Genomic DNA, 23,345 nt, shown 5'->3' on the forward strand with positions numbered 1-23,345 from the left:
TTTGATGATGAGTTGTTGATTGTTATAGATTATCCAGTTGATTGTTTTTTTCATTTTTACTTATTGTCCAGAAATAGCCCAAAAAGACAAAGCGTTTAGCTGTAGGCACAATAGGTCTCCGGTCATAAATGTCCTGAGTATTCGGTCGGTCTGCATATTGATATCCATAGATTGGTGAAGCTCCGAGCACATTACTGACAGAGAAATGGATAATTTTTTGCTGACTGTAGAGGAATGACCAACTCATAGATAGATTATTATATCCTTTGGTGTGACCATTCATAAAAGTGGTTTGGTTAGGATCGTTGTAATTTCTTCCTGAAACAATCGAATTTGTCAAACTGAGCTGTGAACGGAGGCTTGTAAACCAGTATTTTCCAACAATAAAAAGGCTATGCTTATAAACATAAGAGGGAGTAACTGTATGGGGATAGTTCGCTTCATCTCTTTTGCTATCCGTGTAGGAGTATGAAATCCAGTATTGTAGATTCTTTACGCTACCGGTGTTTTTGTAAAATACATCAAAGCCTTTGACTTTGCCGTTGCCATTGTTGTCATATTGACTGTCGTACCCTGCTGTTTGGCTGTTATATTTTATCAGGTTGTCGTATGTCTTATGGTAGGCTTCCAGACGCAACAGGTGTCCACTTTTCTCGTAAAAGTAATTTGCGATATAATGTTTGGCGGCTAGCCAACCCAGCTGAGGATCATATTTTAAAAGTGAACTGGGGGCTTGTTGATGAAACGTTCCATAGGCCAGCGAGAGCTGAGTGTACTTGTTCAAAGCGTAGCCCAAGGATGCCCTTGGCTCTATTGTTTTTTTGCTTTGTAAATTGGAGGTAGTTCCCCGTAGTCCGATCTTTCCAATAAGGTTAGGTAATAGGCCAAAAGTGGTTTCGGTAAACAGTGCAGTCATTTTGCTATGGTATCCATAGCTGTAGGCGAGTTCTTGGCGATGGTATTCTTCTTTGTAATTGTTGTCAAAATATTCTATTCCCCAAATGCTTTTTATACTGTTTTTCCAGGTTTTCCTTATGGTTCCTTTTAAATGGAGGCTCTTTTCGTCGTTGGGCAGGTAAATATCACTGTAATGGAGCTTGTCTCTCAGATAGCCTATTCCAACACCTGAATGGAATGCCCAGCGATTTCCTAGGTCTTGACTATAGGTGATGTTGGCGTAGTTATTGTTTGACTTCTTTTTCAATGGGATAGGCTCTTCGTAATTGATGTCGGATTGATAAAGCCCCATATTCTCAAAATTGTACGCCCCATAAATATTTAGAAAACCTTTTTTAAACTGATGGCGATAGATCAGTTCTCCGGAAGCGTTTTCATAGGGCTTGGTCCATCTGATATCAGGGGTAATGATTTTTGAATAGGGCTTTAAGTTTGTATAGCTGCTGTTGAATGTCAGTGAATTTTTACCCCATTGTAATGTATGCCCAAGACCAAGGCCTACAGATGATAAGGAAACTTCTGTCTCGGGTTGTTCAATGGTGTTTTCTGTACTAAGGGCCAAAATGCTGGATAAGGCATTGCCAAATTCCGCGGAATAACCTCCGGTAGAAAAATTGACGCCCTTAAAGAGCATTGGCGAAAACCGACCCCTGACAGGAACTTCATTTGGGGTTGCGGTATAGGGTTGCGCTACCCGTATTCCATTAATGTAAGTCTGTGTTTCGGAGGCATCTCCGCCGTGAACCATGAGACGGCCGTTTTCTCCCGCAACTTGTGCGCCCGGTAATGTTGACAAAGCACTAATGATGTTGCCCATGCTTCCTGCTGTCGTGACGATGTCCAAGGGGCTCATCACCGTGTTTTTGCCTGAGCTGTTGGCTTGAAGGGCCCCTGCCTGAATACTGACCTCTTGCAATCGATTCTCACTACCCTGCAATTGAATGATCAAAAGTTCCTTATATGGTAATTCAATAGGTTTGCTATACAGTGGACGACCTACAACGGACGCTTTGATTGTCTTGGCACCCCGCTCATTGGTTTCAAAAGTAAAATTTCCGAGCGAGTCTGTTGTACTCCCATCGTAGGTACCTTCTATATAAACATTAGCTAAATAGATAGGTTTACCATTTTTCGCTACTACCCTGCCTTTGAGAATAGACTGTGCGAAAATAGTGGAAGTACTTAAAAATAGTAAGGTTAATAGAAGCTTCATTTTGTTGATTTTTACCCAAAAATGGAATGCAGCAACTGCTTCCCCGAAAAAGAGTGGATGAAATGTCAAAATATCATGATGAAATGTGGTATTCCGATTTTATGCTTTAAATTAATGTCTAAAATGAAGCCGGTCATCTTAATGGACGGTTAAATTAAGTCACGGAAAGATGCGAATTACCATTTTAGATGACTATCAAGATGCTGTCCGAAAGTTGGATTGTTTCAAAATACTTGATGGTCATGATGTTCAGATATTGAAACAATCCTATTCAGATCCCCTTGAATTGGCAGAAAAGCTAAAAAATACGGAGGCATTGGTACTGATCAGGGAACGGACGAAAATCACGGCAGATCTGCTCAGCAGGCTCCCAGATCTCCGGCTCATCAGCCAAACCGGTAAAATTTCCAACCACCTTGATCTGGCGACCTGCAGTGCTTATCAGGTCGCTGTGGCAGAAAGCATAGGCTCCCCTGTTGCGCCTGCAGAATTGACTTGGCTGTTAATTATGAACGGTCTGCGCCGACTGCCACAAGCGATTGCAGCAATGAAAGCAGGGCAATGGCAGACGAATATAGGGCAGTCTGTGGCGGGGAAAACGATAGGGATATGGAGCTACGGAAAGATTGGGCGCCGTGTTGCCCAGTATGCCAAGGCCTTTGGCGCGGAGGTGATTGTATGGGGTAGCGAGAATTCTCGGGAAGAGGCTGTAAAAGATGGGTTCTTAGCCGCGTCCAGTAAGTCGGATTTCTTTCATTTTGCGGATGTGGTAACACTGCACCTAAGGTTGGTGCCAGAAACCAGAGGTATCGTAAAGTTGGAAGATCTACGTTCCATGAAAACATCAGCGCTATTCGTAAATACTTCGCGTGCGGAATTGCTTGAACAAGGTGCACTTTTGGACGCATTGAAAAGTGGGGTTCCAGGTGCAGCTGCGGTTGACGTTTACGAGTCAGAACCGATCGTGGATCCCAATTATTCCTTGCTCCAGATGCCAAATGTGATCTGCACCCCGCATTTGGGCTACGTGGAAGAGAATGGCTATGAACAGCTGTTTAAGTTAGCTTTTGAAAATATTGTTGCTTTTGAGAAAGGTACACCACAACATATCGCCAACCCAGAGGTTTTGAAGGACTGATGGGAATGTCTATTGACAGTTGGTTCGTAATCTAGGAAATTGTAACTTGAAACGCTACCCTTTGTTTATGAGTAGATCAAAAGATTAGGGAATAAATGTCCCGCCGCAATGGGATAGATGTCAAACCAAATGTGTATTATTGATTGAAATCAAACTGTCCAAAAGGAAAAGCGCTCCCCTCGGTAATTGAAAAATTTAAAGAAGGGTGTTTGAGGACACGAGCAGTATGAAAGAAAAATGGGCTGTCTTTCCTTTTAGAGGACAGCCGCCTAAGAGTTTAAATGAGAAATTTCACAAAACTTGATCAGCCTACGGGGCGTTCGATATACCTGGATGAAAAGGAATACCTCTTTTTTGGAGGAACATCCTATCTGGGCTTGGCAACGGATAAAGCTTATGCCGAACTTTTTATTGAGGGAGTACAACGTTATGGGATTAACAACGGGACTTCCCGAAACAATAATGTACAGCAGGCTATATTTGACCAAGCGGAAGAATATGCGGCCCAGCGATTTGGATTTGATGCAGGGTTATTGCTGTCAAGCGGTTACTTGGCAACCCAATTTGTTGTTAAAACGTTATCAAAGGAAGGTGAAATGCTTTATGCACCAGCGACTCATCCTTCTCTGTGGCTTGATATGAATCCGGATATAGGCGGTGATTTTAAGTCTTGGAGTGCACGTACAGTCGATTATATCAATCAGTCCAAAACAAATTCATTTGTTATCGTTAGCAATAGCCTGGATAATATGAAGCCGGAGCAGTATGATTTTTCAATATTTGATACAATTGCAGCGAATAAGCAAGTGACTTTGGTATTGGACGATTCCCATGGTATAGGCGTATTGTATGACAATGGCATTTCCTTAGCTGATCGTGGTTTTCTGAGAGACAATATCGAGCTGATTGTCGTGGCCTCCTTGGCAAAGGGCTTAGCGACAGACGCGGGCCTGATTTTGGCCAGCCAGAAACGGATAGCACAGCTTAAAAAATCAAATTTTTATACTGGAGCCTCCCCGAGTTCACCCGCGAGTCTTTATGCTTTTGTAAATGGGGAGCACCTCTATCGCCGGCAATTTGAAAAGTTACAGGCGAACATCCAGTATTTCGGATCACTTGCCCACGGACATTTAAATGCCACCGCTAATTTCCCGGTCTTCTCTTCCGCAGATAGCGGTCTCTATGCAAGGCTGATGGAGGCAGGTATAGTGGTGTCAAGTTTTCCTTATCCGCTTGCTACAGACCCATTATTGAATAGAATTGTTGTCAATGCACATCATACCTTGGAAGATTTAAAACGTATTAGCCATGCAATTGGCGTATCTTGATTTTTTTATGACATCCAATGAATCAACTTGTTGTAAATTAGGAAATTGTTGTTAATTTTGGAATTTATTTAGCGGTTTGCGCGTTGTGTAATCTCGTTAATTGATTGTAAATGTTTGGCTTTTGGAAGCTTATTTATCAAAAAAGTATTTAAATAATTTCCATTCCTCATTTTAAAACAATACTTTTGCATCCCCAAACATTAGTTGGCTTAAGGGTTGAAAAATAAATAATTACAGTAAAATAGATATGACTAAAGCAGAAATTATTGCAGAAATCTCTAACAAAACTGGCTTAGAGAAGGTAGATGTTCAAGAGACCGTAGAGGCGTTCTTCAAAGTTGTCAAAAACGCAATGATCGGAGGAGAAAATGTATATGTAAGAGGTTTTGGTAGCTTCGTAGTCAAAAAAAGAGCTGAGAAGACTGCAAGAAACATTTCAAAAAATACAGCGATCATTATTCCAGAGCACTTTGTTCCTAGCTTCAAGCCAGCTAAGATTTTCGTTGAGAAAGTAAAAAACGGCAATAAATAATCTTTAAAATAGATTAAAATGGCAAAAACCAAACAGATAATAGTCATAGGAGCAGTAGTAGCCTTAGTTGCTGTGCTATTTGCGCAGCCTATTAAAGGTTTGGTGGACAAAGAAAAACAAACTGCTGCAGCATCTGAATCGAAACCTTCCAATGAAGTAAATTTGGAAAATATCTCTTCGATGACAAAACAAGGTTTAGATGCTAGTTTAGTCAAAGAAATTTCCGATATTGAGGCCCAAGTTGCAAAAGCTTCTGGTGAAGATAAGATAAAGCTGTTGCAACAGTTGGCAGATAAGTGGGACGATGTCGCAAAACCAGCCCCTCAGGCATTTGTGTATGAGGAAATGGCAAAGGTTTCTCCTCAATTTGAGTATTGGTTGAAAGCGGGTAATGCGTATCGTGCAGCTTACACAAACTTGCAAGATTCTACTTTAGCCCAAGCGCTTAACCAGAATGCGATTCATGCGTATGAGGCGGCATTAAAAGCAAATTCAAGTAGTCTTGATGCAAAAACAGGGTTAGGTGCCGCAATGGTATCTGGCACAAACAACCCAATGGCAGGTATTGCTTTATTGCGTGAAGTTGTTGCTGCTGATCCGAAAAATTTAGAAGCAAATAAAACTTTGGGATTGTTTTCGTTACAGTCCCGTCAGTTTGACAAAGCTATCGAGCGCTTTAAGACCGTTATCGATCAGAAGCCCGATGCAGAGTCATACTTTTACTTAGCCACAGGCTATGAAAATATTGGGATGAAAAAGGAAGCTGTAGCTGCTTTTCAAAAAAGCAAGGAGCTGGCTGCTGATCCATCCCTATCACAATTCATCGACCGCAAGATCGGGGAATTGAGCAAGTAATTAATTTATTATTTTATAATCATTAAAAAATTTAGCTATGCCAAGCGGAAAAAAAAGAAAAAGACACAAGATGGCTACTCACAAACGTAAAAAACGTTTAAGAAAAAATAGACACAAGAAAAAATAGTCTTGTGATGAGCTTTTAAACATCTTGGCCCATTTTGCTGAGATAGCTTTACGAAATGATCTACATGTCTTTTAAAGGATATGTAGATTGTTTTTTTCGTAACAACGTTCTTTAAATGTTTAATCAGATACCAAAAATTGCGATAGGATATTGCATAGGTATCAAAAATGAGTAGCTTTTGGTAAAGGAATTAATTATCGATTCAACTCCTGATAAAGGGGTAACTATTGCTTTACTACAAGATAAGCAGCTTGTTGAACTTAACCGCGAGCCCGCAAATAACAATTTCGCTGTCGGGGATATTTATCTTGGACGAATCAAGCGGATAATGCCGGGGCTAAATGCGGCTTTCGTAGATGTAGGCTACGAAAAGGATGCATTTCTACATTACCTGGATTTGGGTCCTCAGGTTCAATCTTTGCTAAAGCTTACGCGTATCGTAAAGAATGGCAGTTATCAAGAGAAACTGCTCAATAGTTTAAAACTTGAAAAGGATATCGATAAAGCTGGTAAGATCTCTGATGTCTTGAGCAAAAACATGCTCGTGCCAGTACAAATCGCCAAAGAACCCATCTCAACAAAGGGACCTCGTCTGAGCTCAGACCTTTCAATTGCAGGTCGTTTTGTCGTTTTGGTACCTTTCTCAAGTACTGTTTCCATTTCCAAACGTATCAAAGGTAGTAACGAACGTAACCGCCTCAAAAAGATTGTCGAAGGTATTAAACCCGCTAATTTTGGTGTAATTATCCGTACAGTCTCCGAAGGTAAAGGTGTCGAGGAACTACAACGTGACTTATTGGACCTGATCTCAAAATGGGAGCTATTTACCAAACGTCTTCGTAATGCTGAACCACCACAAAAGGTTCTCGGCGAAATGGATCGTGCATCCACTATTCTACGGGATATCCTGACGGATGAGTTTTCGCATATTTATGTTAATGATCCTTCGATCTTCGAAGAAACAAAATCATATATACACGATATATCTCCTGATCTGGAGAAAATTGTAAAACTTTACAAACATAAAGAACCAATTTTCGACCATTTCGGAGTTGAAAAGCAAATCAAGGCAGCTTTTGGCAAAACTGTTACTTTGCCCGGCGGCGCGTATCTCGTTATCGAGCATACCGAGGCCCTGCATGTAATCGATGTCAATAGTGGTAACCGTTCTGCAAATAAGGAGAATCAGGAGGATAATGCATTGCTGGTCAATATGGAAGCAGCAAAGGAAATTGCGCGACAACTGCGCTTGCGTGATATGGGGGGAATTGTAGTCATTGATTTCATTGATATGCATAAGCCCAATCATCGAAAAGAGTTGTATACGTTCTTAAAAGAATGTATGGTGTCGGATAGAGCGAGACATACGATCCTGCCGCCAAGTAAATTTGGCCTGGTACAGATCACCCGTCAACGTGTAAGACCTGAGATGAATATTGTCACAAACGAGAAATGTCCGGCTTGTGATGGTACAGGTGAAATCCGATCAAGTATTGTCCTAATGGATGATATTGAAAATAATTTGAGCTTTATTCTTCAAGAACAAAACGAAAAGAAGGTGACCTTGTGTGTTCACCCTTACATAGACGCCTACATTAAGTCTGGTCTGATTTCTAAAAGAATGAAATGGTTTATGAAGTACGGAAAATGGATAAAAGTAAATCCCATGACCTCGTATTATCTAACGGAATTCCATTTCTTCAATGCGAAGGATGAAGAAATCAAGTTATAATAGAAAGAGATTAACGAAAAGGGTTAGTAGTGATACTAACCCTTTTTTGTTTATATCCAATGGATGTTGATCCCATCTTTTTCCATTTTTCGGAAGTAAGTCATCTGGCGTTTGGCATATCTGTGTATTTCTGTTTCTAACTTGGTGAAGAAAATGCTGTAATCCATTTCTCCAAGAAGATAGAGTGAGGCATATTTGTACTCCAAACCGTAGTATTGCAACTGTTCATGGGTAAGCCCTCCGGCCAGTAATTGTTCGACTTCTTGCAAAAAACCGTTTTCTATGCGCTCTTTCAGTCGTTTGCTGATGCCTGTTCGCCTTTTCTCTAAAGGTGGATTTAGACCAATAACGAACACTTCTGGCGCTTGCTGCTGGGGTTTGAAGTCCGGGTTTTGTTGGAGAAACTCCAATATTTCGATGGCCCGTATAATGCGTTTATCTGTTGAGCAGTCTATCTGTAAGTCTAAGGGACAGGTGTAGGTCTTTAGCCGGTCCATTAACGCAGGCCTTGTCTGGCCCACAAGCGCTTCTTTGAATCCTGTTATACTAGGAATCAGTGCATAAGGCTTCTGTTGGATAACGCTCTGCAGATATAAGCCCGTACCTCCGCACAGAATTGTATATTTATCCTTTTTCAAAACGGATTGATACGCCTGATTGAAATCTATAATGAAATTTCCAAGATTGTATTTTGTTCCGGGTTCTTGTATATCAATGAGATGATAAGGAATATCTCGATATTCACTAAGGTCTTTTCCGGTACCGATATCCATGCGTCTGTAAATTTGACGGGAATCCGCACTGATGATTTCGGCATCAATTCGTTGGGCAAGTTGAACGGCCAGTTTGGTTTTTCCGGAGGCTGTAGGCCCCAGTATAACGATAACTTTCTCTTTTGGAACGTTTTCCTGTTCCAAAAGAGAAAGTATATGTCTTAATCTGTCTATCACACGACAAATTTAGTCCATTTTTCTGTTCCTTCGTTATTTTTTACAACGGTGTCAATAAAAGTCATACCTCTTACACCATCGTATACAGTTGGAAAATCTTGTTCTTCAGCGGTCGGGGTTCTGCCCTCTCGTTTTGCAGTGACCGTCAATGTAAAGTTGCGGTAAATGTTTGCAAAGGATTCCAATAAACCTTCTGGATGACCAGCAGGAATACGTGTATTATGCGTAGCGAAAGAACTCAATGTATATGGAGCTGCATATGCATTTCCGGTACGGTACAATTGACGTGGCTGATCAAGCATTTTGATGATCAGGTTGTTCGGATCTTCGTTGGCCCACTCTAACCCTCCTTTTTCCCCGTAAATACGGATACGGACAGCGTTCTCCTCTCCTGCTGAGATCTGTGATGCCATTAATACCCCTTTTGCACCATTTTCGAAACGCAACAATACCGAACCATCATCATCCAATAGTCGGCCTTCAACAAATGTTGTCAAATCAGCACATAACTCTTCAATTTTTAATCCCGAAACATATTCCGCAAGATGGGCCGCATGGGTACCGATATCGCCCATCACCAATGATTTACCCGAACGTTTAGGGTCTGCGCGCCATGCTGCACCAGCATTGCCTTCACGCTCGGTTAAACGGCTCAACCAGCCTTGTGGGTATTCAACAACAATTTTTCTTATTTTACCGAAGTGCCCTTCTTTTATCATCGCTTTGGCCTGTTTGACCATTGGATAGCCTGAATAAGTATGTGTCAGACATAATGTACGGCCTGTACGCTCTACAATCTCCTGCAATTCTTTTGCTTCCTCAACAGATACAGTCATTGGTTTTTCAACCACAACATCGAAACCTTTTTCCATGGCCAATTTTGCTGGAGCAAAATGTAGGAAGTTGGGCGTAACAATCGTTACAAAATCCATGCGTTCACCCTCGGGAAGCAGAGATTCTTTCTCGATCATCTCTTCGTAGCTTAAATAAACGCGCTCTGGAGCGACAAATAAGTCCTCCCCAGATTGTTTTGAAATCTGGGGATCGATGCTAAATGCACCACAAACCAACTCAATCTTGCCATCCATAAAAGCAGCGATGCGGTGTACAGCTCCAATAAAGGCGTCATTTCCGCCTCCGACCATACCCATGCGAAGTTTTCTCTTCATAACGTTATTATTTTTGATTATTTATTTTTCAAATTTTTACAGTGTACAATATACACAATTTAGCTTATTTTATATATAAAATCATCTTGATGCTCCCCAAGTTTTCCTTAGGAAAGCCGATTGGAACCTGAGCTATCAATGCTTTCAGCTCATCTTCGGTACGATATGCGTACCTGTTTGCTCCTGTTACCCAGAAGTGGATGGGCGCCGTAATTTCTTTCGCTATAAAGCCGATTTTTTCCAACGAGGAATCCTGATTCCAGTCGCGGTCTGTATAGGTCATGATATCCCCCGGCGAGAAGTCTTTCACAAAAGCTTTGATCAATTTGCTCAATCCGCCGATTACATTGTAACCGGATTTATTGCAAAAACGCAATAATTCAAAGGAGCGATAGGCATCGTCTTTATCATTCATACGTCGCCCTCCGGAAAAGATAGCAATGGAAACTAATTCACCTTGTTCATACAGCCCATATCGATATTTTCCCAAGATTGGTGTTTGCAGATGATGTTCCAGGAGAAACTGCTGACTTACTTTTTTATCAAGTCGGGCAACAACAGTCTTTCGTGCATAAATACGACGGTTGTTTATCGATTGAGCAACGATACGTTGGACAATAAGATCGAATTTTTGTTCCAATTGATCTTCATCTATATGGATACCAGAATCAATGCTTAGGAAGCGAAGACGTCGCTCATTGGGGTAAAGAAAGATTTTTTTTGTTGATTCAGAAGATTCAATTTGTATAAATCCATCTCCTTCGAGCAGGGTTAGTCCCAGCTCGAGTTGTCGCCCGAGTTCGTTTTTAAGCCGAATAACGAGATCTTTAAAGGATGCATTCATAAAACAAAAGTAACTTTTAGGGAAGTTCCGACGAAATATTCGCTTTTAATAATTATCCGTATCTTTGTGCAAAATATAATAGCACCTTGAAATACCGAGTTTTGAAGATATATACAGAGAGGGACATGAAGCGGGATAGAGGGTATTGAGAGACACTTGTGCTAGATAAGATAAGGGGATATTCCATAGGACTTTAAAAAAACAAACCGAGTGTAAGAGTTCATATATAATAGTGAACATCGACACTTATAAAATAATTATTTACATATGAAACTTCCGATAGTGGCGTATGGCGACCCAGTACTAAGAAAGGTTGCTGAAGAAATAGATGAAGACTATCCAGATTTAAAAAAACTGATTGACGATATGTTCGATACCATGTATGCGGCGCATGGTGTTGGGATAGCAGCACCACAAGTGGGCCTGCCAATACGTATCTTCGTTATTGATGCAACACCTTTTGCGGAAGATGATGAAGATAATAAAGAAATGCTGAAGTCCTTCAAAAAGGTGTTTATCAATCCGATAATGGTTGAAGAATCTGGGGAAAAATGGGCCTTTGGTGAAGGTTGTCTGAGTATCCCTGATATTAATGAAGATGTACTTCGCCATAAAAATATCCGTATCAATTATTTGGACGAGAATTTTGAAGAGCACGAAGTGGATCTGACGGGATTGGCGGCACGTGTTGTACAACACGAATATGATCACCTTGAAGGGAAGTTGTTTACGGATAAATTGAGCACCCTGAAGAAAACGATGCTGAAGGGTAGATTGGATGCGATTGCCAAAGGCAATATCCGGGTGGGTTACAAAATGAAATTCCCACAGCAAAAGAAAAAGCGTTAGTCCAAACTAACGCTTTTTTTATTTTATCGACAAGGATTTCGTTCAGATTTCCCCGCTCAATCCAACCGCGGTAGATATAGCCTGTACTTAACAGCGGTCATTCGGATCAGGAAGACTACTCCGGCAGCAATAAAAGCTGCCCAGGATAGATCAAGGTCAAGATGAACAAGCAAGATATAAATTAATCCGCCGGCTAGACAGGCTGTTGCATATACCTCCTTTTTAAAAATCAAAGGCGTCTCATTCAGGAGTATATCACGTGTCATGCCACCACATACGGCAGTAAACATTCCAAAGATGATGGCCGCATAGACGTTACTTTCATAATTTAACGATTTTTGTACGCCTAAGATGGTAAAAAAACTGATTCCTATAGCATCAAAGAGGGTTAGTGTACGATAGTAACTATACAGCTGCCGATTGAAAATAATGGCAATCAAGATACCCAGAAAAATGGCAATGAGATAATTGCTGTCATTTACCCATACTGGACGCAAGTTTAAAAATACATCACGCATGGATCCGCCGCCAATAGCGGTCACAAAACCGAGGAATGCGGCCCCAAAGATGTCAATATCCTTACGTTTCGCGGACAAGGTGCCCGATATCGCAAAAAATAAGGTGCCAAGCAAATCGCTCAAATAAAAGTAGTTGGCATCTGTTATCATTGTAAATACGTATTTAAAAATATTTTCCCTATTTCTTTAATCTATCTATGCAAGATTCCGACAAATTTAGGAGAAATCTCTGTAGTTTAAGTTCACTGTAAGACGAATGGCTTTTAATCCTACAATTCCTTGTACATCCTCTAGTTTTAGATGTTCAACACTATTTTCAATAATTCCCATATCATAAATCGCCTGTATACTCAGATTTAGGTCTTCTAAGATTTCATCCGAAAGATAGACAATGGCAATTTTGTTGACCTGTGTGAGCCTTTCCTTTGTGCGTTTTATCCTTATCTTGTCTATTCTTTTTTTGATGATTTCGTAACGGATATTCAATGATCCCTCTACATCAAATCGCCGCTCGTCTTCCCTAAAACTGATATCAATGCTATGTGGATTGATGAAGATGAGCTGTGTTGTCTCCAGGGAAAGTGGTAAATCTTGCTTCGCATGATATGTTTTCAGTGCAATCCGGGCCATGGAGATAATCTGTTGCCGCCGAAAGACATTGATGAATTCTTTGCTGAATGTTTGCTGCGGTGTAATAGATTCGCCAATATAGATATCGTATTCGATACCATCAGTTCTGAATTTTTGGAAATAGGATGGATAATTTCCCTGGATAAAGCTGTTGAAATGATTGAGCTCCTTACTAATAATATGATTTACCCGGCGTAATGAAGTCTCAAATTCATTCCGATAGAACTCCCCCGTTTCTCGATTGGTAAAAAAGTGACGCGCATAATGCTCGATAATCGCATGTTTTGTAGGGAACTGCTTTCTCGCCGCATCGAGAAAAGGTTGTACATCTTTCCGGAAGAATTCAATGATCCTGACCATAGACTCGTCAAAGGAGATTTGATCCAGCGACGCGGTAATCTGATCGACCCGTTTTGAAAAATCAACAATGAGTTGATGCCTGCCGTCCAATGACAATTCGTCAATAAGAAGCGCCAATTGTTTCACTTTGAAACTAAAATCCTTTAAAATTGACGCATTGCGGATGATGGTAGAATCTTTTACATCTATGGCCCCATAGAGCGGATAAACTTCTTCGAAAATAACGGGTCTGATATGTACATTCTGCTCATCTTGTTCGAATTCCTGGATATATTGAGCCGCAACATGATTAAACTTCCACTGAACTGCAGGTTGTATGGTGGTAAATCGGTTGATGATAATCTCGTCGATACGTTTTTTGAACTCTGTTGTGATATCATGTGAAAGCTGGGATAATAAAGGCACAAGCTCACGGAGAGAGTGTATCGTCTCATTATCGAGCTGATCGAGCTGATGACTGTATATTTCTAGGATACCAGATAATGCATGGTTATGTACCAGTGGGATGCACAGGTAAGTTTTGACACCCGAGGCCTTGATGCGTTCGTCAAAAATAGATGTGGTATTTTTAATCGTATCAAGGGTATTGTAAAAGATAAAGTGCGGATGTTTTAAATAATTAGCGATTGCTGGATTGATATTCGTATACCTGTTGCTGGTGTAGGGTTCGGAAATTAAAATACTTTTATTTGTAATGGAATAATCAAAAAAAGGCAGGCCGTTGAGCTGGAACAACGGAAACAGACTGAAAATTGTATCTTTCCCCTTGAGGATCGGAGCAATAATCTTTTCCAGATCTGATAAAAAAAGATGATAGTTATAGGTTGCAAGATCCAATAAGATAGATTGTATTCTCGTGCGGGTATGTGCTAGACTACTCTTTTGGGCGGTAAGGATGGTGAAACCCGACAATTCAAAATCTTCGATCTTAATGGCGTTGACAATATTATTCCAATCAAGTAAAGAAACATCGTTGGTGTTCTTGGTCAAACTCCTTACATCAAATTTCGGGAGTTCTTTTTTGGGCTTAATGTCAACAAATTTGAAATCTATATTTAGATCGTAATAGTCAATGATTTCGCCCTGTTCATTTAGGTGATGGTAGACAATTGTGTTATTTTCTTTAGTGGGGAGACCGTACAGCCGCTCGAAGATCAGTGTATACAGCAGCTTTTCCTGATTGTTCAGAATTCCTTCATCTTGCATTTGATCCTGTATCTCTTGTTCCACCAGTTTATTTTTCCAGAGTTTGAAAAAAGCCTCTGTTCCATAAAATGTTTCTTCAGCGAGTGCTGTTCCCAGGGCCCAATATTGCTTGGGATCAGTATCGATCAGGGACACCGAAAGACTATAAATGAGCTGCAAAATATCTTTATAGGCATTAAGATTGCGATCGCAGAGTTTGCCACTAACCTGTTCAATTTCTCTTACCCGTTCTAGTGCAACTAGTGGGATCATGTCATCAGAAGATACAGCGCTTCCAGTAAAGGATTCCAGGTACCGAAAAAAAGGCTCAAATAGAAGTTTTTTATCCGAGTTATACAATGTGGTCTTGACTTTAGTCAGTTGTACTTTTTTGATTTCCATGTATCGAACACTTTTAAAAGCGGAATCCGGTACTAAAATAGGGGTACCAACCTTCATTGGATTTGGCCATTACAAAATGAAGCGGCAATGCATTGGCGACGATATAATAAAGTCCGCCACCGAATCCTTGATGGACTGTCTTACTGTTGTGGTCTTTTGCCCACACTTTCCCGATATCATACATTCCCATGATTCCTAATTCTCCCGGTAGAACGTAGCTTTTTACCTCATGAATCTTGACGCGGGCTTCTAGGTTATTGTATACCATTTGTTCGCCAGCAAACCGATATTGACGAAAACCACGAAGGTTTTCATGACCACCTAAAAATAGATATTGATAGAATGTAGGGTTACCCACCACGGTTCCACCGCCTACTCTATTAGCGAATACAATACCTTCATTTAGAGCACTAAAATAGCCTGTCATTTCTGCACTTAGTTGCCCTGAATTTCTTGAATATTTATTTAGGCCCAAGAAAGAATGTAATGCTGCCTTAATAAATACTCCTTTACTTGGATTGATCTTGCGGTTACGTGTATCCTGTGTCAGAAAAGCATTTAACCCGACAAAAGCTTTGTCATTGGTAATAGAAACACTATCATAAGAGTGCAGTGCCTGTGGATTTAAGATAAAACGACCTTGATTTTCAGCTGGATCGAGGTGATAGAACTGGATATGGGGGCCGATAGCATAATTCAGTGTAGATGATGGATGCCACCGCAGTAGCGGATTGACATTGAAAATATTGAACCGGCTACGGTAGTATTTCGCGCCATACTGATCTTTTAAAAATTGCGAACCATTACCTACACCAAAGAAGTTCTGTGTATTGTCAGGCGCTTTTGCCAATGCATCAATGACGAAGTCTGCATTGCCGATAACATCTTCCCATTCGCCACGATAATGAATTTTATAGGCCCCTGTTCGGAATGCCGCAGCTACAGTAACCTGCTGTTTATAGGTAAAAGGTACTTTTCTAAATCCCCGCTGATGTGTATATGCGGCACCAAGTCCGAGAGAAAAGCCATCATCAGCATTATAGCCCGCCGTTAATAAGGGTAACCAGGAATTGTATAAATTCACGGGAACGAACTGTGTATTCAGGCTATCTTTACCCTGATGAAGCCTGATCCTGCTTTTTTCTCCTAAAAATGTAGAGTTACGCGTGTTCTCATAGAGCTTTATCTTTGATCTGCTCTTGTTGACTATATAGGTCTTTGGCAGGCTATCGCCAATAATACGCAGTTTTATAGGCGAATTTACGTTATTTATGGATATCGAGTCCTGACCTTCAGAAAGGTATAGCCGGATTTCTTTTGTTAGGTTCTTTTCATAAGTTTTATCCATCAGGGTTTTGGTCACCTTCCCATCTTTGTTGATTTTGGAGACAATGATTTTTAAGCCCTCATCTTTGGTGTTGGCAATCGCTACCTTTTCGTTTTTATCACTGAAATGGATATCGACAATATTATTGATAAAACGATAATATTCTTCCATTGCAGCGGGCAAAGCATCACGCCTGCTCTGAAGGGTACGGAAAATCTGTTCCCCGCGAATGGCAATGGACGATTGGGGTAGACTGTTGACAGACTGTCGGAGTACCGAGTCTGTCAAGCGGGCGACAAACTGTTCGACCTCTTTTGTCCATTCTTTATGGGAGAGTTGGTTACTGGGATGTGCGTTTAAAAATCTGGATTTAAAAAGCGAATATCGAATATTTGGTATACCTGTCGTAAACCCCTGCATAACCGGATTCACAAAACGTTGGTAAATGTCCTTCATCAAAAAACCCTGGGTCACGCGCAAGGCTTGATCACGGTCGCGTGGAATTGGGATATAGTCTTTGTCTTTATCGTCCGTGTCTTGATTTTCATTATACCAGCGCCATTGATCTTCATGACGATCCCAGTCACTTACAATAACGTCTAGCATACGAGCTCTAAGGTAAGCCTTCGGTTTAAAATTATCGTCATTGTCCTCCTGCAGTTTGCGTACCGCTTTTAGGCTATTGTCCGAGTCGCCTAAAGGCTCCCGTTCTTCCAAAAGGGCAACCGTATTTTCGAATAATGGTGCGTATTCACCCAAGATTGTGTCTGGAGCAACTACGCCAATAATCGGGTGTGCATGTGGCACATTGACCGCATTGGCCAGCGCAGGAATCATCAATGCGGAATAAGGGTGTTGTGCGCTCGTCGCATCGTCCAGCACATCTTGTACAAAAGTGCCGTGTAATTCTACCGGAATCAAAGATTCTGTCCGTTTATTGACCGAGCGAAGCGCCCATTCCCTTCCTGTCGGATCAGCCAGCCTGAGGGATACAGACTGCATCCCGCCACCCTGTTTGAGCGGTGTTAGACCGCCAAATAATGTAGAGAGCTGCAGCAGTGGCAATGTCGTTTCGGCCGCCCATTCTTTACGGTAATTTTCCCCAAGAAAAGATTTCTTAAATCTGCTCGCCTGCCCGTACTTCGCATTTGCTACGACAGTCGTGCTGTCTTTGATCAAAGCCTGTGGGAGAGCCTCGTTTTTGTGGGCATCAGCCGCAGGATTGGACTTGTTCTTCTGCTGGGCGGACGTCTGTATCGCGAGAAAAAGTAAAACGAATGGTAAAACCAGTTGCATACTTGTTATTTTTCAAATTTATAAATGATTCCCTTATCCTGATTACCAGATTCACTGCTGATGTAAAGGTTGGATTTTGAATCAAAGTTGATCCCTTCTGGTTGAGGGAATAGCTTTGGATCTAAGGATGTTATGGATTTGACACGGAAACTCTCATCCGTTACCACAAGAGCCCTATCAATCGAGGATAAAATATACCACTCGTTGCTGTCGGTTTTCTTTGCAAGGGCCGAAGGTTTGAATGTTTTTTTGATTTTTGGATCAAATTGCTTCAGTTCATGAATCTGAATCGCAAATTCACCTTTCGGGGTAAATTTGCCGTCACGCTCAATGGCGAAAATATATCCGGTTGTTTGTGATTGTTTTTTGTCTACCCGGCATTCTTTACAGAGGACATAGGCCAGGTTACTTGTTTTGTCCACAAAAAGTCCCTCATATTCACCTTTCGGCAAAATATCTTTTTGCTCAACGACCGTCTGTATGTTATCTTTTTCCGTTATGGGAAAGGAATACACAGATCCATTGCTCTTCAAAATAAAGAAGTGGGTTTTACTAATGCCGATATCTTCGTAATCACCGTCCTTTCCAAAGGGACTATATGTAAGCTTCTGGTTGGATAAATGGTATTTAAAAAGCAGCCCCTGTTCATCTTGAATGGCATAAATATCTTCATCCTGTCCTTCGAGAAATGCGATTCCTGATATTTCGAGCAGTTCATCGGGCAAGTTTATCTTTTTTCCGGATGATAATTTATACGGAATTGTCGGTTGCTGCTGTTTATCAGCTGTAACGTTGGTTACATTAGCTGTACGTTCTTTATTTCCATTACTGGGGTTGCAAGCCAGTAATGCAGTGGAAATCATTCCGAAAGCAAGAGCTGTTAGTCGTGTAGCGTCTTTCATCAGTTCATTTTTTTAAGTAGTCAACAATTTGTTGTTGCGATTTATTGCCAATCGAATGTTCGACAGGTATATTACGGCCCATCTCATCAAGGAGAGTTGCTTCAACATCATCGGCAAACTGAATTTCAAAGAGTTGCTGAATCCTGTTGGCCAATGCAGGGTCCATAATCGGGAAGCAGGTTTCTATCCGACGGTAGATATTGCGATTCATCCAGTCTGAGGAACCTAAATACACCTTTGTCTGCGCTCCATATTGGAATATAAAGATTCTCCCGTGCTCTAAATAGCGACCTACGATCCGTTTTATTTCAATGTTTTCACTTAGCTCCTTGACCTGGGGTTTTAGCCTGCAGATGCCTCTGACCAATAATTGTACCTTCACCCCTGCCCGACTGGCTTCGTATAGTTTATTGATTAACGATTCTTCCTCTAAATTGTTTAACTTAATTTTTACAGATGCGGGGATGCCCATTTTTACCTGAGCAATGGTTTCATCGATCAAAGTAACAAAAGTCTGTTTTAGATTGAATTGAGCGATCAGAAGCTGTTGAAATGGGATATCTGTCGGCTTGTCCGGTTTCTTTCTGTTGGGCAGAAACTCAAATAACAGGCTTAACTCTGCTGTTAATAGACGATTGGATGTCATTAAGAAGTAATCGGTATATACCTTGGCTGTTTTTTCATTTAAGTTGCCTGTCCCGAATAATGCGCTCTCTTTTCCGTCTTTTCGTTTGACAAGTGCAATTTTAGCATGCACTTTAAGATTTGGAATACTGTAACTGATCTTTACCCCCTGCTCTTTCATAATTCTTGACCAACGCATATTATTGGCCTCATCAAAACGAGCTTTCAATTCAACAAATACATGTACCTTCTTGCCATTCTTTGCTGCGGTAGCCAGTGCTTGGGCGATAAGTGAATCGCTGGCAATTCGATAGAGTGTAGTATGAATTTCGGCTACATCAGGATCTATTGCGGCCTCGTTAAAAAAACGAAGGATGGGATCAAAGGACTCATAAGGCGTAGAGATTAGCATATCATGCTGATCGAGCTGTTCAAAAATGGAGCGCTCAAAATCCTGATGTGCTGCTAGCTGCTGCTGTTTCGGAAAAGACAGTTCGTTCCGTTTTATGGGGAAGGAGAAAAAATCTTTCAGATTATGGTAATACCCCCCTGCAACAATACTACTTTTTCGAAGGTCGAAAAGAACGGCAAGCTTTTCAATGAGCGAATCTGGAAAACCAGGCTGATGTAAAAATCGGGTGGCATAGCCAAGGTCCCTTTTATTGACCTCTGCTTCTATTTTCTGTGCGATATCGCCATCGAACTCATCTTGTAGATTGAGTTCAGCGTCACGGGTAATTTTAAAAGAATAGAAATTTAAATTGCTATTCTTTATTAAGTCAGGCAGAAATAGCTTAATGATATCGTCGATAAAGACAACGTACGTACTAGCATCGAACTGACATGTAAAGAAACGATTGATACGATCTGAAGGTATATTGACAATGAATAAATCTGTTGTATTATTGTCGGTCAGGGCAAAATACAGGCAGTTGTTGATCGGAAAAAAGGAAAATTCTTCGTCTATGCGAATTATTTGCAGATAAGAAGCAATCGTACTAAAAAAATAATTAGCTACAAGCGATTTTATCGCTAATGGGATTTCCTGGTTATAGATCAGTATAATCTTTTCGTTAGCTAGCTGATGAATGATATCAGTTAAAAATAGGCCAAATTTTTCCTGCTGTTTATCAATAATTTTAGTAGCCTTTTTATAGGTTCCAATATCGAGATTCGGAACCTCTTGATCACTGCTCTTCTTTTTAATTTTCTTCCATGCCATCAATACCGGCATCCGTACACGGTAAAACTCATCTAGATTTGATGAAAAAATGGCGAGGAACTGTAATTTCTCCAACAGTGGAACCTCCTGACGCCCCGCTTCGTCGAGTACCCTGTCATTAAACGATAGCCAACTGATATCTCTATTGATATATAAGTCTTTTTTTTTCATCTGCAAAATAATCTAAGAAGCAATAAGGTTAGCGATGCTTTCACTATTTTATAATAGGGTTGCGATCACAAAAGAAATAACAGAAATGACCAGGCCAAACATAAAAATACCGTAGGCATACCGTAGCAACTTGTATTTTCTGCCTAAAACCACGCCTTGGGAATAAACATCTTTTGTAAGCATACCATATAAGAATTCGGAGTCAGTCATTACTTTTTGCATCCCCTCATTGTAGTCATCGAGTTTCATTTTATAGAAATTCCCAAAAAATAATAGGTTGACGGTTTTATTCTCAATTTCCTGTTTTGAAAATTTCCCGGATGGTATTTTCGGAATAGTCGATAATATGGCCATGACCATGGTTGCCACGACAATTACCGTTAGAATAATTGTCGGGAAGATCAGATGTTCGTTACTATCTAATTTTCTAAATAAGACCGCGATAACGACAGATAGGATAATGGAGTTGACCGTTAATAATATATTAGCCTTATTGTCTGCCATGTCGCTCAGCCGCTGATTGTTGGACGATGTTATACGAAACATGGTTTCTATACCGCGTTCCGGTTTCACGCTTTTGTCTTTCTCTTTTTTTATTTCTTTCTTGTCTTCTTTTTTTTTGTCCTTGGATTTTTCCTGCTTACGTTCAAGTTCTTTTAAGTTTTCTTCTTTCTTCGCATTGAGCTTCTGCTGTGCATAGGCTGTGTGGTAATGATGGCTTGACAAGAGTTTTATTGTGCCAGCACGCCAAACATCCTTGTCAATTTCTTTACCTAAAACGGCTTCAGCTTCGGCCTTCATGAGCTTATTCCTGTTCTCAAAATCATCATTCCCGAAATGAAACAGATCAGCATCACAAAGAATCTGTTCTAATAGATTATTTGGATCCTGAGGCATTCTTGTCGCCAGAATACAACCTTTTATTTTTTCTTTCGCTTCTTCGGATATGCCTTTATCCGCTAGGAAATCCATGGCGATCTCTACGCTTTTTTTCTCATGACCGATTGCATTGTCAGATTTTACATAACCTAAGTCATGAAAATAGGCCGCACTGATCACAATAAAATGATCTTCATCATTTAACTTATAATAAGATGAAATCTCTTCGGCCGCCTGAACTACCGAATGCGTATGCAGACTGTTGTGAAAACAATGGCAGGATGAGATATTCTGTATAATATAAGTGTTAGAATATTCTTCGACTTGTTTTAGAAGTTCGTTATAATCTATCATGACCAGTAGGGTATTTTATTTAGAATAAAAGTATTCAATATCTTTAATATCTAGTATATGTACTCCCTCCTTTTCGTAATTTTTTGATCTAGATCAATTTAATATCCTAAGTAAGATGAGAGTCATCGTTTTTTATACCAGATGTCTTTTTACTGTTTACCATTATTCTAGTCATTTGTCTTTCGTAATGAATTTAAATCTCTGCGCATACTTGATCATATACGACAATGCTGTGGCAGAAAGGCTGAATGGTATCCTAAAAAGCGAATATCGAATATCTGAAACTTTTCCGAACTACAAAACGGCACTTGCACAGCTGGTCAAAGCAGTTTAAATATACAATCATTTTAGACCACATATGGCCTGCGACATGATATCTCCACAGCAGGCACATCAGCAATGGCAGAACCATAAAGTTCCGAAGGTGTTTCAAAGACGTAGCCCTGAAGCTAAAAAGTCCCGCAGCAAAACTAGGGAAACTGTGGTCTGGGAAAGGACAAACGATAACAGTAAGAAAACGGACAATGACAAACATATCCAGTAGAAAAAATAGGATGTAAAATCTATATAGTAATCTGTTCGGTAGATGTAAACCTATTTCAGTATAAGACAAAATCGGCTTTTTTCTACTCCGGTTCGGGTCTCGTTCGCCCCCGCTTCGCCCCCTGTTCGGAAATTCCCTATCCATTCTCTATCGTTTCCCTATCGTCCACCTATCTAAATGATAGGGAATGGATAGGGAAACGATAGGTAAAAGATAGGTGGAAGCCGAAGGAAGGGCGAAGCAGGTACGGACAGGTGACGGAGAAAGGCCGAACCCGCCGCCCTTCGGTTCGCCATTGCGCTAGGGGACCCGGCGAAAGCCCCTTTGCGGTCCGTGGTATCCCTGCCCGTACCGTATTCCCGGTACTATCCTCCCCCTTCCGGAGCCTTTCCTCCGGAGCGCCGTCTCCAATCCCGCCCCCAATCCCGCCGCAGATCCGGTACTAACCCACCATCTGTCTTTACCGACACCCCCTTCGCCGCTGTCGGCCCCCGCCGGAGCCTCACGGCCCCACTAGCCCCCCCTGCTGGGAAAAACAATCCCCCACCGTTCCAGCCAGTTAGCAGAAAAATAAAAGAAATAAGAACAAAAAGCTTGGAAGTGATTATAAAAACTCCCTATCTTTGCACCACTCCGCAAGGGAGGGACGGTTGCCGCCAGAGCAGGCAGCCATGAAAAAAGAAAGGTTTAAGAGAGCCTGGCAGGATTTAAAATCCCGTTCAGCTTATTTTAAACGCGGAAATCAGAAAAGAGAAAAAGAAAAAAAAACTTCAAAAGTTTTTTGGAAGTTCAAAAAAGATTTCTACCTTTGCAGTCCCAACGGAAACGGAGGGAAACAGAAAAAGATAAAGAGGGATGCAATGTCCATCGGAATAAAGCGGATACGGAAGTTGAAGCGCAAAAAGTTCTTTAAGAAAACACAATCATGTAGCGTGACGAGTAGACAAACGAAAGTCATGAACAAATTCAAGAATTAGTTCAATTCGATCCAAGATCAGAGATATAAAAAAAGAATTCTGATTATGTAAATAGTTAGAATCAAAAACTTCATTTTACAATGGAGAGTTTGATCCTGGCTCAGGATGAACGCTAGCGGCAGGCCTAATACATGCAAGTCGGACGGGATCCAGTGGTAGCTTGCTACCACTGGTGAGAGTGGCGCACGGGTGCGTAACGCGTGAGCAACCTACCTCTATCAGGGGGATAGCCTCTCGAAAGAGAGATTAACACCGCATAA

At 40.9% G+C, this 23,345-nt stretch carries 18 protein-coding genes and 1 rRNA gene; 9 read left to right on the plus strand and 10 right to left on the minus strand.

Annotated features, from left to right (window positions below; all coding sequences use genetic code 11):
• Window positions 1–22: 22 nt before the first annotated feature.
• On the minus strand, window positions 23–2,170 hold the full coding sequence (locus BWD42_RS13820; RefSeq protein WP_077437019.1) for a carboxypeptidase-like regulatory domain-containing protein: 2,148 nt from the start codon (window positions 2,168–2,170) through the stop codon (window positions 23–25).
• Window positions 2,171–2,339: 169 nt separating this feature from the next.
• Here BWD42_RS13820 and BWD42_RS13825 point away from each other — a divergent pair, with 169 nt between their 5' ends.
• The 5 genes from BWD42_RS13825 (at window position 2,340) to BWD42_RS13845 (ending at window position 7,882) form a co-directional block, all read left to right on the plus strand.
• Window positions 2,340–3,308 (plus strand): D-2-hydroxyacid dehydrogenase family protein, encoded by a 969-nt coding sequence (locus tag BWD42_RS13825; protein ID WP_077436958.1) that lies wholly within the window; start codon window positions 2,340–2,342, stop codon window positions 3,306–3,308.
• 281 nt (window positions 3,309–3,589) lie between these two features.
• Complete coding sequence (locus tag BWD42_RS13830) at window positions 3,590–4,636, plus strand: aminotransferase class I/II-fold pyridoxal phosphate-dependent enzyme (protein ID WP_077436959.1); 1,047 nt, start codon at window positions 3,590–3,592, stop codon at window positions 4,634–4,636.
• A gap of 247 nt (window positions 4,637–4,883) precedes the next feature.
• Window positions 4,884–5,168, plus strand: coding sequence for an HU family DNA-binding protein (locus BWD42_RS13835; RefSeq protein WP_028071165.1), 285 nt, complete (start codon window positions 4,884–4,886; stop codon window positions 5,166–5,168).
• Between the two features lie 18 nt (window positions 5,169–5,186).
• Window positions 5,187–6,023, plus strand: a complete 837-nt coding sequence (locus BWD42_RS13840) for a tetratricopeptide repeat protein (protein ID WP_077436960.1) — start codon at window positions 5,187–5,189, stop codon at window positions 6,021–6,023.
• A 305-nt stretch (window positions 6,024–6,328) separates the two neighbouring features.
• Window positions 6,329–7,882 carry a ribonuclease E/G gene (locus BWD42_RS13845; protein ID WP_077436961.1) on the plus strand — a complete coding sequence of 518 codons (1,554 nt, stop codon included), beginning with the start codon at window positions 6,329–6,331 and terminating at the stop codon, window positions 7,880–7,882.
• Window positions 7,883–7,932: 50 nt separating this feature from the next.
• On the opposite strand, the gene miaA is transcribed toward BWD42_RS13845, so the two are convergent.
• The 3 genes from miaA to BWD42_RS13860 all read right to left on the minus strand — a co-directional run bounded on the left by miaA (window position 7,933) and on the right by BWD42_RS13860 (window position 10,845).
• Window positions 7,933–8,832, minus strand: coding sequence for a tRNA (adenosine(37)-N6)-dimethylallyltransferase MiaA (miaA, locus tag BWD42_RS13850; protein WP_139351154.1), 900 nt, complete (start codon window positions 8,830–8,832; stop codon window positions 7,933–7,935).
• Window positions 8,829–10,001 carry a Gfo/Idh/MocA family protein gene (locus BWD42_RS13855; protein WP_077436962.1) on the minus strand — a complete coding sequence of 391 codons (1,173 nt, stop codon included), beginning with the start codon at window positions 9,999–10,001 and terminating at the stop codon, window positions 8,829–8,831. The genes miaA and BWD42_RS13855 overlap by 4 nt, the downstream gene beginning before the upstream one ends.
• A 64-nt stretch (window positions 10,002–10,065) precedes the next feature.
• Window positions 10,066–10,845, minus strand: a complete 780-nt coding sequence (locus tag BWD42_RS13860; RefSeq protein ID WP_077436963.1) for a hypothetical protein — start codon at window positions 10,843–10,845, stop codon at window positions 10,066–10,068.
• Between the two features lie 267 nt (window positions 10,846–11,112).
• Between BWD42_RS13860 and def the strand changes: the two genes are divergently transcribed.
• Window positions 11,113–11,694, plus strand: coding sequence for a peptide deformylase (gene def, locus BWD42_RS13865; protein WP_077436964.1), 582 nt, complete (start codon window positions 11,113–11,115; stop codon window positions 11,692–11,694).
• A gap of 56 nt (window positions 11,695–11,750) precedes the next feature.
• On the opposite strand, the gene BWD42_RS13870 is transcribed toward def, so the two are convergent.
• From BWD42_RS13870 to BWD42_RS13895, 6 genes are all read right to left on the minus strand, one after another.
• Entirely contained in the window at window positions 11,751–12,362 is a 612-nt protein-coding gene (locus BWD42_RS13870; protein ID WP_077436965.1) for a trimeric intracellular cation channel family protein, read from the minus strand.
• A 66-nt stretch (window positions 12,363–12,428) separates the two neighbouring features.
• Window positions 12,429–14,789 (minus strand): GAF domain-containing protein, encoded by a 2,361-nt coding sequence (locus BWD42_RS13875; RefSeq protein WP_139351155.1) that lies wholly within the window; start codon window positions 14,787–14,789, stop codon window positions 12,429–12,431.
• A gap of 13 nt (window positions 14,790–14,802) precedes the next feature.
• Window positions 14,803–17,412 (minus strand): BamA/TamA family outer membrane protein, encoded by a 2,610-nt coding sequence (locus tag BWD42_RS13880; protein ID WP_077436967.1) that lies wholly within the window; start codon window positions 17,410–17,412, stop codon window positions 14,803–14,805.
• Between the two features lie 5 nt (window positions 17,413–17,417).
• Window positions 17,418–18,314, minus strand: coding sequence for an SdiA-regulated domain-containing protein (locus BWD42_RS13885; protein ID WP_077436968.1), 897 nt, complete (start codon window positions 18,312–18,314; stop codon window positions 17,418–17,420).
• A gap of 4 nt (window positions 18,315–18,318) precedes the next feature.
• Window positions 18,319–20,331: a polyphosphate kinase 1 gene (gene ppk1 / locus BWD42_RS13890; protein WP_077436969.1), complete on the minus strand. Its 2,013-nt coding sequence runs from the start codon at window positions 20,329–20,331 to the stop codon at window positions 18,319–18,321.
• Window positions 20,332–20,379: 48 nt separating this feature from the next.
• On the minus strand, window positions 20,380–21,564 hold the full coding sequence (locus BWD42_RS13895; RefSeq protein WP_254846234.1) for a Pycsar system effector family protein: 1,185 nt from the start codon (window positions 21,562–21,564) through the stop codon (window positions 20,380–20,382).
• A 370-nt stretch (window positions 21,565–21,934) separates the two neighbouring features.
• Between BWD42_RS13895 and BWD42_RS24770 the strand changes: the two genes are divergently transcribed.
• The 3 genes from BWD42_RS24770 to BWD42_RS13910 all read left to right on the plus strand — a co-directional run.
• A complete protein-coding gene (locus BWD42_RS24770; RefSeq protein ID WP_175992061.1) occupies window positions 21,935–22,108 on the plus strand; it encodes a hypothetical protein in 174 nt (57 codons plus the stop codon).
• 671 nt (window positions 22,109–22,779) lie between these two features.
• Window positions 22,780–23,085, plus strand: coding sequence for a hypothetical protein (locus BWD42_RS13905; RefSeq protein ID WP_139351156.1), 306 nt, complete (start codon window positions 22,780–22,782; stop codon window positions 23,083–23,085).
• Window positions 23,086–23,162: 77 nt separating this feature from the next.
• Window positions 23,163–23,345: ribosomal RNA gene (locus BWD42_RS13910) — 16S ribosomal RNA — on the plus strand; the annotation flags it as partial.

Origin of the sequence: Sphingobacterium sp. CZ-UAM, from assembly GCF_002000245.1 — a bacterium.
In the GTDB taxonomy this organism is placed as follows: Bacteria; Bacteroidota; Bacteroidia; order Sphingobacteriales; family Sphingobacteriaceae; genus Sphingobacterium.

What these genes read in the sequence shown, in the direction of transcription:
- BWD42_RS13820 (WP_077437019.1), bottom strand. Translation starts at nt 2,170, where the DNA reads ATGAAGCTTCTATTAACCTTACTATTTTTAAGTACTTCCACTATTTTC.
- BWD42_RS13825 (WP_077436958.1), top strand. Translation starts at nt 2,340, where the DNA reads ATGCGAATTACCATTTTAGATGACTATCAAGATGCTGTCCGAAAGTTG.
- BWD42_RS13830 (WP_077436959.1), top strand. Translation starts at nt 3,590, where the DNA reads ATGAGAAATTTCACAAAACTTGATCAGCCTACGGGGCGTTCGATATAC.
- BWD42_RS13835 (WP_028071165.1), top strand. Translation starts at nt 4,884, where the DNA reads ATGACTAAAGCAGAAATTATTGCAGAAATCTCTAACAAAACTGGCTTA.
- BWD42_RS13840 (WP_077436960.1), top strand. Translation starts at nt 5,187, where the DNA reads ATGGCAAAAACCAAACAGATAATAGTCATAGGAGCAGTAGTAGCCTTA.
- BWD42_RS13855 (WP_077436962.1), bottom strand. Translation starts at nt 10,001, where the DNA reads ATGAAGAGAAAACTTCGCATGGGTATGGTCGGAGGCGGAAATGACGCC.
- BWD42_RS13860 (WP_077436963.1), bottom strand. Translation starts at nt 10,845, where the DNA reads ATGAATGCATCCTTTAAAGATCTCGTTATTCGGCTTAAAAACGAACTC.
- def (WP_077436964.1), top strand. Translation starts at nt 11,113, where the DNA reads ATGAAACTTCCGATAGTGGCGTATGGCGACCCAGTACTAAGAAAGGTT.
- BWD42_RS13870 (WP_077436965.1), bottom strand. Translation starts at nt 12,362, where the DNA reads ATGATAACAGATGCCAACTACTTTTATTTGAGCGATTTGCTTGGCACC.
- BWD42_RS13875 (WP_139351155.1), bottom strand. Translation starts at nt 14,789, where the DNA reads ATGGAAATCAAAAAAGTACAACTGACTAAAGTCAAGACCACATTGTAT.
- BWD42_RS13880 (WP_077436967.1), bottom strand. Translation starts at nt 17,412, where the DNA reads ATGCAACTGGTTTTACCATTCGTTTTACTTTTTCTCGCGATACAGACG.
- BWD42_RS13885 (WP_077436968.1), bottom strand. Translation starts at nt 18,314, where the DNA reads ATGAAAGACGCTACACGACTAACAGCTCTTGCTTTCGGAATGATTTCC.
- ppk1 (WP_077436969.1), bottom strand. Translation starts at nt 20,331, where the DNA reads ATGAAAAAAAAAGACTTATATATCAATAGAGATATCAGTTGGCTATCG.
- BWD42_RS13895 (WP_254846234.1), bottom strand. Translation starts at nt 21,564, where the DNA reads ATGATAGATTATAACGAACTTCTAAAACAAGTCGAAGAATATTCTAAC.
- BWD42_RS24770 (WP_175992061.1), top strand. Translation starts at nt 21,935, where the DNA reads ATGATATCTCCACAGCAGGCACATCAGCAATGGCAGAACCATAAAGTT.
- BWD42_RS13905 (WP_139351156.1), top strand. Translation starts at nt 22,780, where the DNA reads ATGAAAAAAGAAAGGTTTAAGAGAGCCTGGCAGGATTTAAAATCCCGT.